The following is a 12,927-nucleotide window of genomic DNA, read 5'->3' on the forward strand; positions in this document are numbered from 1 at the left end:
CAGTTTCCCGTAATCAAAGGGCGGGCAAGGACTGAAAATCCATTGGTCAAAGAAAAGAGTCGTTTGGTCAAAAAGTTTCCAATATTAAAGCCCTGTAAAGTTCCTTTACATCAAAAAGGACAAATGGAAACCACTACGCGACAAACCTACCTCGACTGGCTCAGGATACTATCCATCTTTGGTGTCTTACTCTTTCATTCGGGCATGCCCTATGCTTCGGAGATGGGTTGGCACATCAAAAATCACGAAACCAGCAACCTAATAATGGAATCGAACCTATTTATGCATCTTTTCCGAATGCCGCTACTTTTTTTTATATCGGGTACGGTAAGCTATTACATGATGCAACGACGCTCTACTTTTAGCTTCATCGGTTTGCGTTTCCGTCGTCTTTTTATACCCCTGTTGGTCGGTGTGTTCATCATTGTACCGCCTCAAATTTATATAGAACGTTTAACCACTGGTTTTAAAGGCAACTTTGGGGATTTTTACAAAACGGTATTCGATTTCATACCATATCCTAAAGGCAGCCTGGGCTGGAACCACCTATGGTTTATTGGATACCTGCTAATTTACGACCTGCTGTTTGCGCCGCTGTTCGCCTGGCTGATATCAACTAAAAGCAATAGATTTAAACAAAAACTCTCCTTACTGGCAAACGGTAAACGGGTCTACGTGATTATGCTGCCCGGCGTCTTGTGGTTTGGCCTGCTGGCTGCAAAAATGCCCGAGACCAATAATTTGGTAGATGATGGCTGTTATTTTGTGTACTGGTTACTGTTCCTGCTGGCGGGATTTATTTGCATCCTGCAACCCAAACTGATGGACAGTTTGGAACGTAACCGACATTTCGCGCTTACCATAGGCTTTCTTAGCCTGGTCGTGTGGGAATATATGCGCTGGAATAAGATCGAGCCCGAACATCCCGGTTGGCCTTTTAAAAACGAGGTTTTTATTTACCTGTTCATTTCTTTACAAGCCGTAATTGCCTGGGCATGGGTCCTGGCGCTAATAGGCTATGGTAAGCGTTATCTGGATCGTCCCCATCACTCGCTTAATTATTTAAACCAGGCTGTCTACCCGTTTTACATCTTGCATCAAACGCTTATTGTGATCATTTCGTTTTATATTGTTCAGGTATCTAACGAGAGCATTCTGTCCAAATATATTTATACGATTGGCATAACCTTTTTCATAACGGTGCTTACATATCACTTGCTTATCAAACCTTATGCACCTATGCGGTTTCTTTTCGGCATGAAACCGTTGGATAAGCCCAAAAAGGTTGAACCGCCGCAGGCAGAAATAAACCCGGCCATATCACTTTCTTTATTAGATTTGGAGCCTAAGAAATGAGGTTTTTCCAGAAGTATATTTTTCCTGCTTTATATGGGCTGCTGATTTATTTTACGATCAGGCTATTACATGATACGGAAGTTAACGAACGTTTTTGGGAAAGACGTTTATTTGTAAACGCTGTTGAAATTACCTGCTCGGTGATCATTGGTTACACACTGGTTTACCTTTTCGGTATACTTTTCAGGTATTTTGATAGAAGCCGACCGGTGCAGCTAAACTACCGTAATGTGGTGCGTGAGCTGGCGATGGTGATCGGCACCGACCTGGTACTGGTCAATGCGATATATGTTCCAATGGATATGGCTCTTCATTGGAACTGGATCTCATTGGTAGACATTATTGACATTAATCTGATACCTACCTTATATGCCGTCATTTATTACGGCATTGCCCGCAGCAGCATCTGGCTAAAAGCGTATGTGGACAATAAGATGCAATTGGAGAAAGTAACCAGCGACCACTTACGAACCGAGCTTAAATTTTTGAGGGCGCAGTACCACCCTCATTTCCTTTTCAATGCCCTCAATACCATTTATTTCCAGATCGATGATGACGCATCCGGCGCGAAAAAAAGCATTGAAAAGTTTTCAGAACTGCTGCGCTATCAGTTATATGACCAGCAGCATCAGGTTCCCGTTAGCCGGGAGATCGGATACCTGCAAAGTTTTATTGAACTGCAAAAGATCCGCAGCAGTGAACGGCTCAAGTTGCAAGCCTTTTTCGATCCGGAATTGAAGAAACAACTGATTTATCCGTTACTATTCCTGCCGTTTATCGAAAACGCGTTTAAGTTTGTTGGCGGTGACTATAGGTTATTCATCGAGGCCAGCCTGAACGAGGAATTTATCATCCTTAAAGTGGAGAACACGATATCCTTAACCAGAAAAAACACAAATAAAGCAAGTGGAATCGGTTTAGAAAATTTGAAACGGCGGCTGGATCTGCTGTATTTCGGCAGGTTTCAGTTAACCATAGAAGATAAAAGCCAGGTTTTCATGGCTGAGTTAAAAATCCCATATGACAAATAAGATCAGTTGTGTCATTACCGATGACGAGCCGCTGGCACGCAAAGGATTACGGGGTTACGTCGATAAAACAGATTTTCTGGAACTTCGGGGCGTTTTTGAAGACGCTTTCCAATTGAGTGAATTTATGAGGGCTAACCCGGTAGACCTGCTTTTCCTCGATATTGAAATGCCGGATTTCACGGGTATCGAATTCTTGAAAACGCTCAAAAATCCACCAAAAGTCATTTTCACAACGGCGTTTGAACAATATGCCATTGAAGGTTTTGAGCTGGAGATTATGGACTATTTATTGAAACCGATATCTTATGAGCGTTTTTTAAAAGCCACTTTGAAGGCCAAGGCCTACTTTACCTCTAAAAGTCAGGGAGATCCCGATTATCTTTTTGTCAAAGCAAATGGAAAACTGGAAAAAATAATCCTATCCGACGTGCTATTTATTGAGGCTATGGAAAATTATGTCGCAATCCATTTAATAGAAAACAAAATCATTACGCATACGACCATAAAATCTTTGCTGGAAAAATTACCCGCTCAAAAATTTGTGCAAACCCATCGCTCTTATATCGTTGCAATAGATAAAGTTCAGACCATTGATAATAATATCCTCTATATGAATAAACATCAAATACCTTTAAGCAAGCAATCACGCGAAAAAGTGATTGGAGTATGTAAGAAAAATAGAGGTTTGTAACCCAATTGAAACTTATGTTGATATCATTCATTTTCGACAACGCGTAATATTTGCCTCTTTGCTCCGTGAGTGACGCATGGTTCCCTACCTCTACGACCCGGCCTTTATTGAGCACAATGATTTGGTCGGCATTTTTTATGGTGCTGAGTCTGTGGGCGATTACGACGACGGTCTTTCCGATAAAGAATTCTGCAAGGTTGTTTATAATTGCTGTTTCATTGTTGGCATCAAGGCTACTGGTAGCTTCATCAAAAAATAAATAATCCGGATTTTTGTAAACCGATCGTGCGATTAGATCAGCGATGAATTCCGGGTTGACCTCGAATGCGTTAAATACATCAGAATCCAATACCTCGATGAACGGCATAATAAGCGCGTTCTTGGTGGCTTCTTCTGTTTTAAGCGTTAATTAATATCCGAAGTAGGATTTTCTTTTAATACTGGCCGTGACATCGTAAGATTTTATAGCAGCGTTTATTTCTGTACTCATTTCCGTTTTGCCGTGATAAACAAAACCGGAATATTTTCCATCTTCTCCTAACATACCGATGAGTTCACCGGTCGGTATTTGAGTGGAATGCATGATAAATCCATACTCATCAATAAATTCTATGGTCAATGTACCCGCGTTGTAACTATCCCGGAGGTCATTAATACCCGCTAACGTCAAAGTATAATAAAGATAATTCCCGCGGTATAAAGCTTTCAGAGAAGTACTGGCGCCGGATTTGACAAAGCTGAGGCTGCTGCTGCCAAGATCTTTTTGTTTAGGTTTAGACACCTCAAACCTTTTGATCTCTTTCGCCGAAAGGTCACCGATCTCTCTTAGCTCATTATCAATAATCTTATATATTTTATCTTTATGAACAAAGGTATTTTCACCTATCTGGATATCGCTTGTACAGGAGCCCAGCGCGAGCGCGATTGCCGCGAGGCAGGTTAATTTAATGGCAGACATAGTGATAAGGTTTAGGTTATAGGATAATATATGATGTGCTTTATTAATTGCAAGTGCAGGCCGACCGCTCTACGTATGTTTTATTACCGCCGGAAGTGAGATAGTAACAGCCGCCTTCGCTTCCTCTGTAAAGCTGCTGCCCGCTTTTATAAGTTCCGCACAAGGAACTGCCGGATGAGGGTTCTGGGCTTTCAGTTGATTTTGAGCAGTTGACATTTAAACAGGCAACAAAGAGCAGGCAAGTAATGATTTTTCTCATTTGGATTGGTATGGGATTTTTGATGATCAATAACGATCCAAAAGTACCACAGCGCAGGATGCCAATTTTACGGGAAACCGTAAAGCTTGCCTTTTTTATCCGAGAACGGTAATGCGGAAAAACCAAGGCCGGCGTACACGCCGGGTCTTGGTAAAGGATAGCGGTAAATTCTATTTATTGCACTGACGTAATTTCAATAGATTGTCTTTTTTTGTGTCATCAGGTTTTGTTTTGATAAACTTTTTATTATCTCGTTCATAAACGATCACGTATACCGTCTCGTTAGCAGCAGAAACATAGAATTCCTTTGAGTTTTTTTCGATTCTTTCGATTGCTGTCTTCACTGAAATAAGGTATACCAAACCATCTGTGCCCTTATAACCAATTTGAGTAATGTGTTCATGAGAGCTGTCAACATCCGGTTTTGTAATACATACAACTTGGTAACTTGCCATTTTCTTTATTTTATTTTAAGCTTGATTTATTCATGTGGGGTAAGACAAAACGCCTTCTTATCCGGTTATAAACGCTCCTACTATGAAAGCATTTCGGACCGCCCCTCGAAGACATTCTGTAATCGTTAGAGGCGGCATCTTGATCGAACACCATGCCGCCTTTTCACTTAACGTTTCTTTTCACCGGGTTTATGCACATGCGGTTTTAAGCCAGGGTGCTTTGGCGCGGTGGGTGGGTCTACCCGTTGTCTTCTGTCAGGTGTCCCGTCCTCATTGTCCCTTTTTGGTCCGGGCTTGATTACTTCAATCGTGTTCATCATCATGTTTAATTAAATTTTGATAAAGGAAAAAATAAAGAATGGCATGTTTTTACGGGAAACCGTAAAGCGCCTTGCTGAGCTGTTGATTATATTTGGCCATGCCTAAATCATTAATCTTTACACTGCTTACCATTTGTTTTTTCACGGGAAACATTTCGGCTCAAGAGATCAACGCCGCTTATGTAAAAGCGCTTTATGAAAAGTATCCGACCCAGAAATCCAACCTCTGTGCCGGATGTAAGCTATGGATCAACCCGTATTACAAGTCCATCGCGGATACTGCGGCGCACAGGCCGCTACTTACCTATTATGTTTATACCAAAGCACGCCGCCTGGAACAAGAAGCTTTAGATCTGCCACGTACGGGTATCTACGCGGCCTGGCATGCGGCCGACGGGCAGGTTAATGAAACGAAGCTTTACCAATACGCGAATAAGAACAGTACGGATATGATCGCCAAAGGCCATTGCCAGGCCTGGATCCTGATGGCCTGGTCGGCAGATGCGGCCATCCTTTCGGATACCTACACGTTCAATGCAGGCATGGAATACCAGGGACAGAACATTGGCACGGAACTGGCGACGGAGGAGTTATGCCGTAAATTAACAGGGTTTAGAGGGGCGGCATTAACGGATAGCGTGAAGATCTGGTGCGGTACTTTTGGTAGCAAACAAACCTATACCCTGGGTCAACTGACAGCAACGGTGCCCAGCCATTATTACAAGGTTATCCAATATAAAGATCATAACGCCGGAGGTGATATCGTACTTTGCTACTGGATGCCGAATGATCCCGGTGAGAAAAGAAATTTACTGGATCAGCGGATGATCAGCTACCGCGAACTGGTTACGAAACTTGGATTTGATCCGAAAGCGATATTTAATTAAGTCTGATATAGGGGGCCAGCCGGTTCGTATTGGTAAAACCTTCGTACCGGACGATCTCGTTTTTCAGCGGATCATAAAAGACCTCCACATAAAAATTGTCCAGGCGGTGCAGCTGCACAATGAACGTGCCTTCCCTCCTGTCACCCAGAAAATTGCCGGTGATGGCGATGTTTGCCTGCTCATCGATCGGTATCGCGTTAAAATCAAGTACGGTTAGCTCCTGTCCCATAGAAGTTGTAAAGATGGAAATACTTTTCTTGTAAATCATTAAATTTGATCAAACCTTATCCTGATGTACGCCATCCTCCCAAATCCCGCTTATAACCGTTTGAAGAAAAAAGTCCATTTGCTGCTCGACCCTGCAGATGGCGGCACCATCTGGGACCAGGTCATCAATAGTGTGATCGTCGGGTTGATCCTGTTAAACCTGGTGGCGGTTTGCCTGGAAACCGTGGAAAGTCTTTACCGGGAATACCGGTCCTGGTTCAGGAATTTCGAGCTATTTTCAATTGTCGTTTTTTCTGTTGAATATCTGTTGCGGCTTTGGTCCTGCACCAGTATCCGAAAATACCGGCATCCGCTAAAGGGGCGCTTGCGCTATATACTGTCGCCGGGTTCGCTGGTTGACCTGGCTGCGATCCTGCCGTTCTATCTACCGCTATCGGGGCTCGACCTCCGGTCCCTGCGTATTTTGAGGATGATCCGGTTCATGCGCTTTTTCAAACTTGGGCGTTTTCTCAATGCTTCCCGGGTGATCCGGCGGGTGTTCGAGTCGAAAAAGGAAGAGCTGCTCATTAGCGTATTGCTTGTTTTTACGCTTATCATCCTGGCGGCGAGCGCGATGTATTTTGTGGAGCATGATACACAGCCGGACAAATTCTCCAGTATCCCGGAAACCATGTGGTGGAGCGTCGCCACCCTGACTACTGTAGGCTACGGTGATGTCTACCCTATCACCGGTATTGGAAAAACGCTGACCGCATGTATCTCTATTCTGGGCATCGGTATGTTCGCCTTACCTGCGGGTATCTTAGCTTCCGGCTTTTCCGAGGAATTCAAACGAAAGGAAGCCAAAGCTGCCGCTTGTTGCCCGCATTGCGGCAAAGCAATGCAGGAGTAAAAACGCTTTACGGTTTCCCGTAAAAAAGATGCGGCAGGCATGGCTATTTTTATCACATGATAGATAAATTAATTAGCTTTACATTATTGCCAGTAAAAAGGCAAAACCTAAACCATGTCATTTAAAAATTACTGCAAAGTGTTTTTGCGCTGGCTTTGGCTGGCGGTCAGTTTCCAAAAGGTACATATCAGTGCGCTGGAGACTGATCAGGAACTTCTGTATGCAGGCGCCACCTGCCGCCTGCTTTGGGATATCCGGGGAGCCTGCATGGTCAAAGTTTACTGTAATAGTATTAGGATCGGCACATTCCTGTCTGCGGAATCACCCTTTATCCCCCTTATTCCAAACGAAATTATCGTCATTAAAGCGATTGGCGTATACCGTAACCGGATGGAAGAGCTCAGGCCTCATGTCGCTGCACTTCATTACCGTCACGCGCCGGGAGCAGCGCTGACCCGGCCAGTCGTCGGGCAGCCAGATTTGATCAAATCTTTGCGCCCCACGATCCGGAACGCTTATCCCGTTAGCCAACATCCGATGATCCGGCAACCGGCCATCGATATCGAAACAACCCGGATGCAGCAGTCCGAACAGGAACTTTTCACGCAACTGGATCAAGCACAAACCGAAACCGACAACCAAACCCTTATCACATATTATGGAAACATCGTTTTATAAAAACCCAAGGCCGAGCTGGCTGATGAGGCAATTCTGGAAGATCTCCGGCGGGGACCGCTATATCCTCGAACGCAGCACCTATTCGGACCAGGTGAAGTATACTTGTATGGGTGGGATCGTACTGGCGACGGGGGCTATGGCAGCGCTGGCCGGCGGCTATGCGTTTTACACCATCTTTGCGCCCAAGGGCGACGCTATTGATGACATTAAAACAATCGCCGCCTCCGGACACTACGACCCGACGGATATCCCTACGCTGGTACTGGCTACGATATTCGGCCTTTTCTGGGGGGCGATCATTTTTAATATCGACCGGTTTATCGTGACCAGCACCGGCAAGGGTGACGGAACGGAGGCGATCACGCGTCAGGAACTGAAAAGCGCATTGCCCCGGCTGATCATGGGCACGATCATCGCTTTCACCATTTCCAAACCCGTGGAGATTCGGATGTTCAAGAGTGAGATCGATGCGCAGCTTTACCAGACCCAGCTGGAGGCCCAGAAGCAATACGAGATCAAGACCCGGAAAAACTTCGAAGACCGGATCAAGGACCTGGATAAGGAAAACTCCGGGATCCAAAACAATATAGAGCATTATATGAAGGTGATCGCCGTAAAAGACTCGCTTTGGAACCTGGAAACCTCCAAAGGCCAGGGCGGACGAGGTGAAGGAGAAGGCCCTATGGCGCGCTCTTATAAAGCGGAAAGGGACCGGGTAGAAGGCGAAATGAACCGCTTTATCTCGCTGAATAAATCAAAGATCGATGATATCCAGAAAAGACGGACACAAATGAACGGCGAGCTGGAGGTTGCCCTCAAAAAGAATAAGACTGTGTCGGCCGGACTTGATGGGTTGTTGGAGCGGATCAAGATCTCTCATGAACTCGCGCCCGGCATTTCCCTCTTTATTACCCTGCTTTTTATGGCGATCGAGCTGACACCGATCTTTTTCAAGCTGATGCTGATCAAAGGCCCGTATGATTATATGGAGGAAAATATAAAAGACCTGGTCAAAGCACAAAACGGCATTGAGATCCAGCATGATTACTATAAGGATAAAGAAGGGCTGGAACGGGACCTGGTCATTCATCATGAAGTAAACCGGATGACCAGCATGAAAGTGCGGGTGGTACAGGCGCAAAAGGAATTGAATGAATACATCATTGATAGCTGGAAAGCCAAACAAAAAGAGGATATCGATAACAACCTGGAAGCTTATGTAACGACGCTCAAAGGGGAAACGGCCCCTGTCGTAGAAAACGATAGTGGGCAGGAAGAAGAGGCACAAAAAGATACCGGGTTTACCTTATCGTAACAGCCATGACCGAGCAATCCAATTATTTTTGGCGGTTTTCCGGTGAGGACATCGGGATTATCCGGATCTGTGCGCACCGGGGGATCAGGGACCGTTTTGCCCTGGTCGGCGCGATCACGCTGGTTGTTTTCATCATTAGCTTTTTTTCCTGCTGGTATACTTTCCAGATGTTATTTGATAGCCCCTGGCTGGCGGTACCTGTCGCCCTGTTCTTTGCCTGGATGATCAATAACATTTATTTACTGTTGCTGACAACACTGGCAAAGCCTGTCCTGCAGTTCAAAAATAAAGGGGTGATCAAACACCTGTCCTTAAGCCTCCGCGCGGGCTTTGTTATCCTGTTCGCCGTCTTTATTTCCAAACCGCTGGAAGCCTGGTTTTTTGAACCGCTGCTCTCTGAAAAGATCGAACTGATCAAACAGGAAAGTATCCGTAAAGCGGAGCAAAAGGTCGTAAAAGCCGCCTCGCGCGAGGAAAAGGCATTGTCAGCAAAGATCAGGAAAAAGGAAGCTCTGCATTATCCTGAAGCCGATATAGCGCCCCTCCGTGCCGAACTCGACGAATTAAGGGCTGAGCAGACAGAGGCCTTTGAACGGATCGAATTTGTCATTGGACGTGCCGACTATTTCGTACAGCGGCTGGAGCTCGTTACAGGTAACCGTTCTTTTATCGCAGCCTGGTTATTTACCTTGCTGATCATTTTTATTTTCCTGTTACCTATTTACCTGAAGAGGACCTTGAACCTGGCTAACCCTTATTTTAAACATAAAAGTGAGATTTATAATTCTATTGTGATTAATGCATACCGGGATTTTAAGCTGGATTTCGAGCGGATCTTTTTTGAGAAATATGGGATCCAAACCAAAGTACATGAAACCTATGCCGATGCGCCGTATAACACGAAAAAGATAGCAGATCGCCGGACTTTCAACGGGCAGGAGGATTTCTTAAAGTTATATCGATGAAAAGCTACTGGTCGGAGGAAAAAGTCATGGCGGCCCACAGGACGTACCTTAAAGGAACGTTCCGGGGGAAATACCACGCGCAACGAATAGATAAATTGAGCCGGGCAAAGACCGAGTTCTTCGACATGCATGTTTACGATGTTGAGGTTATACTAGAAAAGGTCAAGAACGATGCGGAGGGCGATTTTCCGGAGAACAAAAGCCTGGAAACTTTTAGCGGCACATTCGCTCAATCCGTCAATTGTTACGATCCCAAATCAGAATCATTTTTTAAACTCAACATTTCCGAACCAAAGATCGCCGATCCAAAAATATCACTGGTCACCAAAGAAGGGACGGAACAACTGGGCAGTATCTCCGGGACGCTTTACGGTTCTCTTTTGGAAATGAAAGAAACCATTGTCCGGAAAGAGCATTTTATCTCCGATCCGGTCGCCCCGTCCAGCGGTGCAATGCCGCTCAGCAATCACCCCGAATGGACCAGGACCGCGGGACATGAATTTTCTTACACCGGCGGTAACCGTTACCGTCGTGACCAGTACCGCTATCATACGGGTAGCCTGCACTGGGGGAGCTGGTATACCGTGCGAAACAACCGGGTCACTACAGCTTCCGCGTTCGGGCTCCTGGCGGGTATCCTGCTTTGCATTTTATTTTTATTCTTTTTGATCAGCTTATCCTGGCCCGGGATCATTTTTATCGGGATCATCTTATCGATATTATTGATTTCCCGATTGACCAACCGGCGTTTCTCAAGGGTATTCTCCGCTGTCATTTACCTGCTCTTTTTCCTTTTTTACTTCGGAGGGCTGGCGGTTTCCGTTTTTCGCGGTTCAAAAAGATCCCCGGTAAAAGCCCCGGTGCACCAACCGGATACACGGGATTATTCGCGCACGAAACCTGTTAAAAAGTCGCTTAAAGACACAAACAGGGATACAACAGGCGCTGACCAGTGGATCATTCATCACCGGGCCTGGGAAGACCTGAGCGGCAACCAATATGAGGGTGATGTCAGGGTATTGAAGTCCGCTTTCCGGGCAGCGGAGAACGAACACTTACGCATGAAAGGTGTCAGCGGCTTATCAGATGTCTATCGGAACATGAGTTTATCGGACGAAAACAGGATGCAGGGGATCTATCCCTTGTTTGACAGCCTCCGCAAAGCCAGGAACCTTGATGAGGCAAACTTCGCGGGCATGTTGGTGAGTTTCGTCCAGGATATTCCTTATAATACAATCACGGACGGCACCTGTTCGTCAGATAACACTGATTTGCTTTCGGCATCACCTGCCGGAAATATTGCTGGTTGCCTGGGCTATGTGCCCTACGGTGTGCAATCGCCGGTTGAGTTTATGGCCAACTTCCAGGGCGACTGTGACACCAGGACGCTGTTTTTATTTACGGTGCTAAACCATTACCATTATAAGGTCGCGATCGCGGGCAGTGATGCTTTCCGGCATTCTTTGCTGGGGATCGACCTGCCTTTGCCCGGATCGGCAAAAACAGCCGGACAAGACCGTTACGTACTTTGGGAGACCACTTCCAAAGGTTTTTCTCCCGGGCAACTTAGCCCGGAGATAGATCACATGGACTATTGGGAAATTTACCTTATCAACAAACCATCAATATGAAATCATCATTTTTAATCTCCGGGGGCGCAGCCTTTGGCATGAGCTTGATCCTCAGCTATTTACTGATAAGCCTGATCGCTTATTATTTCAGAAAAAAACATTATCCCAAAGCGTCCCCCAATCTTGCCCAATCCATTGTGCTCGCCGGCAGGCTACTCGCCTCCCTGATACTGATCACCGGCCTTTTCGCGCCGGTACGTGACTTTTTGCTGATCTCCGCCGGCAACGGCGGTTTAAATTCGGCAGCATGCTGGAGTTTTTTACTGATCTGCTGCTGTGGTCTGTTCTTTGCCTACTGCATTGCTGCCGGCCTGGAAGGCGTTTTATCGGGTCAGATATTTAAGGGACAATCCTTGTCTGTCGAATTAAGCGAGAACAATATCGGCCTGTCAGTGGTCAGAGCAGTCATGCTGACCGGGTTAGCCATCGTATTGCTGTTTTCTCTGGGGATATTCCTGCAAGCCTTTATCCCTACACCTGCTATACCAACCATCAGATAATACAATAATGAATAAAGAGCAATTATTACCCGAAGAGTCCGTACTCTCCTTTACAGAAAATGGAATGGTGACCCTGACTACCCATCGGGTCAGGTACAATAATAAGATTTGGGGCCAGTCCAATTTCATCTCGATCATGCTGGAAAAGATCAGCTCTGTACAAGTATTGTCTATTTCTTATCCTTTACTTTGGATACTTGGCGCCCTGACCGGTGCGGGAGGCTTGGCACTGGCAACAACACGCAACGGCGGTGCACCGGAGGTCGTTATATCCTTATTTATCGCATTTTTCCTGATCGTAGGTTATTTTATCTCACGCAGACAGGTCTGCACGATCACATCGGACGGTGGCGCCAAGATCATTTTCCGTACCGAAAATATGCCTACAGCAGCGCTGATCGATTTTGTGCATCAAATTGAAGCCGCCAAACACAAACGGACCGGTTAGCTAGTCCTCAAACTTGCAAAGTTCGAATTTTCTCTTTTTGGCTTCCTCCAGCGTGACTTCGATGATCCGGTGGGTACAGCGGCTGAGGCCGCGGCAATCGTTCCGGAGGTGGTATTTCTTGGCGGTGGGGCTGTCACAGATATACACACTGCCTTTGGGGATTGTTGGCAAATGTGCTGAAAGCGCGATCAGCAGGAAAAGGGTCTTCATGAGCGTTTAGGGTTAGGCTTCAATAGTTTAGTTGAATGTCGTCTTTATTTTTGATGATCCAAAAATAAAGTTCTGCCTGAACTTCGCTTTATGGTTTCCCGTA

At 45.7% G+C, this 12,927-nt stretch carries 16 protein-coding genes; 12 read left to right on the forward strand and 4 right to left on the reverse strand.

All coding sequences use genetic code 11. The features are described 5' to 3' along the window. Positions 1 to 123 precede the first annotated feature (123 nt). The 4 genes from WC615_RS01595 (at position 124) to WC615_RS01610 (ending at position 3,337) form a co-directional block, all read left to right on the forward strand. Entirely contained in the window at positions 124 to 1,356 is a 1,233-nt protein-coding gene (locus tag WC615_RS01595) for an acyltransferase family protein (RefSeq protein ID WP_372976397.1), read from the forward strand. Continuing rightward, a complete protein-coding gene (locus WC615_RS01600; RefSeq protein ID WP_372976398.1) occupies positions 1,353 to 2,387 on the forward strand; it encodes a sensor histidine kinase in 1,035 nt (344 codons plus the stop codon). The genes WC615_RS01595 and WC615_RS01600 overlap by 4 nt, the downstream gene beginning before the upstream one ends. After that, positions 2,377 to 3,078 (forward strand): LytR/AlgR family response regulator transcription factor, encoded by a 702-nt coding sequence (locus WC615_RS01605; protein WP_372976399.1) that lies wholly within the window; start codon positions 2,377 to 2,379, stop codon positions 3,076 to 3,078. Before WC615_RS01600 ends, WC615_RS01605 begins: the two co-directional genes overlap by 11 nt. A 76-nt stretch (positions 3,079 to 3,154) precedes the next feature. Beyond that, on the forward strand, positions 3,155 to 3,337 hold the full coding sequence (locus WC615_RS01610) for a hypothetical protein (RefSeq protein ID WP_372976400.1): 183 nt from the start codon (positions 3,155 to 3,157) through the stop codon (positions 3,335 to 3,337). Positions 3,338 to 3,487: 150 nt separating this feature from the next. On the opposite strand, the gene WC615_RS01615 is transcribed toward WC615_RS01610, so the two are convergent. Both WC615_RS01615 and WC615_RS01620 read right to left on the reverse strand, forming a co-directional pair. After that, on the reverse strand, positions 3,488 to 4,036 hold the full coding sequence (locus tag WC615_RS01615; RefSeq protein WP_372976401.1) for a hypothetical protein: 549 nt from the start codon (positions 4,034 to 4,036) through the stop codon (positions 3,488 to 3,490). Between the two features lie 429 nt (positions 4,037 to 4,465). Then, positions 4,466 to 4,750, reverse strand: coding sequence for a DUF3892 domain-containing protein (locus tag WC615_RS01620; protein ID WP_372976402.1), 285 nt, complete (start codon positions 4,748 to 4,750; stop codon positions 4,466 to 4,468). A gap of 418 nt (positions 4,751 to 5,168) precedes the next feature. Between WC615_RS01620 and WC615_RS01625 the strand changes: the two genes are divergently transcribed. Further along, entirely contained in the window at positions 5,169 to 5,957 is a 789-nt protein-coding gene (locus WC615_RS01625) for a DNA/RNA non-specific endonuclease (RefSeq protein ID WP_372976403.1), read from the forward strand. On the opposite strand, the gene WC615_RS01630 is transcribed toward WC615_RS01625, so the two are convergent. Beyond that, positions 5,950 to 6,186, reverse strand: coding sequence for a hypothetical protein (locus WC615_RS01630; RefSeq protein WP_372976404.1), 237 nt, complete (start codon positions 6,184 to 6,186; stop codon positions 5,950 to 5,952). The two genes, WC615_RS01625 and WC615_RS01630, sit on opposite strands and share 8 nt — an antisense overlap. Positions 6,187 to 6,249: 63 nt before the next feature. On the opposite strand from WC615_RS01630, the gene WC615_RS01635 reads away from it, so the two are divergent. The 7 genes from WC615_RS01635 to WC615_RS01665 all read left to right on the forward strand — a co-directional run bounded on the left by WC615_RS01635 (position 6,250) and on the right by WC615_RS01665 (position 12,614). After that, positions 6,250 to 7,077 carry an ion transporter gene (locus tag WC615_RS01635; RefSeq protein ID WP_372976405.1) on the forward strand — a complete coding sequence of 276 codons (828 nt, stop codon included), beginning with the start codon at positions 6,250 to 6,252 and terminating at the stop codon, positions 7,075 to 7,077. Between the two features lie 114 nt (positions 7,078 to 7,191). After that, positions 7,192 to 7,755, forward strand: a complete 564-nt coding sequence (locus tag WC615_RS01640) for a hypothetical protein (protein WP_372976406.1) — start codon at positions 7,192 to 7,194, stop codon at positions 7,753 to 7,755. Then, positions 7,736 to 9,070: a DUF4407 domain-containing protein gene (locus tag WC615_RS01645; RefSeq protein ID WP_372976407.1), complete on the forward strand. Its 1,335-nt coding sequence runs from the start codon at positions 7,736 to 7,738 to the stop codon at positions 9,068 to 9,070. The genes WC615_RS01640 and WC615_RS01645 overlap by 20 nt, the downstream gene beginning before the upstream one ends. 5 nt (positions 9,071 to 9,075) lie before the next feature. After that, complete coding sequence (locus WC615_RS01650) at positions 9,076 to 10,035, forward strand: DUF4407 domain-containing protein (RefSeq protein WP_372976408.1); 960 nt, start codon at positions 9,076 to 9,078, stop codon at positions 10,033 to 10,035. Next, on the forward strand, positions 10,032 to 11,666 hold the full coding sequence (locus WC615_RS01655; protein ID WP_372976409.1) for a hypothetical protein: 1,635 nt from the start codon (positions 10,032 to 10,034) through the stop codon (positions 11,664 to 11,666). Before WC615_RS01650 ends, WC615_RS01655 begins: the two co-directional genes overlap by 4 nt. Further along, positions 11,663 to 12,166: a hypothetical protein gene (locus WC615_RS01660; protein WP_372976410.1), complete on the forward strand. Its 504-nt coding sequence runs from the start codon at positions 11,663 to 11,665 to the stop codon at positions 12,164 to 12,166. The genes WC615_RS01655 and WC615_RS01660 overlap by 4 nt, the downstream gene beginning before the upstream one ends. A 7-nt stretch (positions 12,167 to 12,173) precedes the next feature. After that, positions 12,174 to 12,614 (forward strand): hypothetical protein, encoded by a 441-nt coding sequence (locus WC615_RS01665; protein WP_372976411.1) that lies wholly within the window; start codon positions 12,174 to 12,176, stop codon positions 12,612 to 12,614. Here WC615_RS01665 and WC615_RS01670 read toward each other — a convergent pair whose 3' ends face one another. Beyond that, positions 12,615 to 12,824, reverse strand: a complete 210-nt coding sequence (locus WC615_RS01670; protein ID WP_372976412.1) for a hypothetical protein — start codon at positions 12,822 to 12,824, stop codon at positions 12,615 to 12,617. It lies immediately after the preceding gene. Positions 12,825 to 12,927: the final 103 nt, after the last annotated feature.

This window comes from Mucilaginibacter sp. (assembly GCF_041663085.1).
Lineage (GTDB): Bacteria > Bacteroidota > Bacteroidia > Sphingobacteriales > Sphingobacteriaceae > Mucilaginibacter.

Coding starts and splice junctions, on each gene's coding strand:
- WC615_RS01650 (WP_372976408.1), top strand. CDS start 9,076: ATGACCGAGCAATCCAATTATTTTTGGCGGTTTTCCGGTGAGGACATC.
- WC615_RS01665 (WP_372976411.1), top strand. CDS start 12,174: ATGAATAAAGAGCAATTATTACCCGAAGAGTCCGTACTCTCCTTTACA.
- WC615_RS01625 (WP_372976403.1), top strand. CDS start 5,169: ATGCCTAAATCATTAATCTTTACACTGCTTACCATTTGTTTTTTCACG.
- WC615_RS01640 (WP_372976406.1), top strand. CDS start 7,192: ATGTCATTTAAAAATTACTGCAAAGTGTTTTTGCGCTGGCTTTGGCTG.
- WC615_RS01660 (WP_372976410.1), top strand. CDS start 11,663: ATGAAATCATCATTTTTAATCTCCGGGGGCGCAGCCTTTGGCATGAGC.
- WC615_RS01600 (WP_372976398.1), top strand. CDS start 1,353: ATGAGGTTTTTCCAGAAGTATATTTTTCCTGCTTTATATGGGCTGCTG.
- WC615_RS01635 (WP_372976405.1), top strand. CDS start 6,250: ATGTACGCCATCCTCCCAAATCCCGCTTATAACCGTTTGAAGAAAAAA.
- WC615_RS01670 (WP_372976412.1), bottom strand. CDS start 12,824: ATGAAGACCCTTTTCCTGCTGATCGCGCTTTCAGCACATTTGCCAACA.
- WC615_RS01620 (WP_372976402.1), bottom strand. CDS start 4,750: ATGGCAAGTTACCAAGTTGTATGTATTACAAAACCGGATGTTGACAGC.
- WC615_RS01630 (WP_372976404.1), bottom strand. CDS start 6,186: ATGGGACAGGAGCTAACCGTACTTGATTTTAACGCGATACCGATCGAT.
- WC615_RS01610 (WP_372976400.1), top strand. CDS start 3,155: ATGGTTCCCTACCTCTACGACCCGGCCTTTATTGAGCACAATGATTTG.
- WC615_RS01615 (WP_372976401.1), bottom strand. CDS start 4,036: ATGTCTGCCATTAAATTAACCTGCCTCGCGGCAATCGCGCTCGCGCTG.
- WC615_RS01605 (WP_372976399.1), top strand. CDS start 2,377: ATGACAAATAAGATCAGTTGTGTCATTACCGATGACGAGCCGCTGGCA.
- WC615_RS01655 (WP_372976409.1), top strand. CDS start 10,032: ATGAAAAGCTACTGGTCGGAGGAAAAAGTCATGGCGGCCCACAGGACG.
- WC615_RS01645 (WP_372976407.1), top strand. CDS start 7,736: ATGGAAACATCGTTTTATAAAAACCCAAGGCCGAGCTGGCTGATGAGG.
- WC615_RS01595 (WP_372976397.1), top strand. CDS start 124: ATGGAAACCACTACGCGACAAACCTACCTCGACTGGCTCAGGATACTA.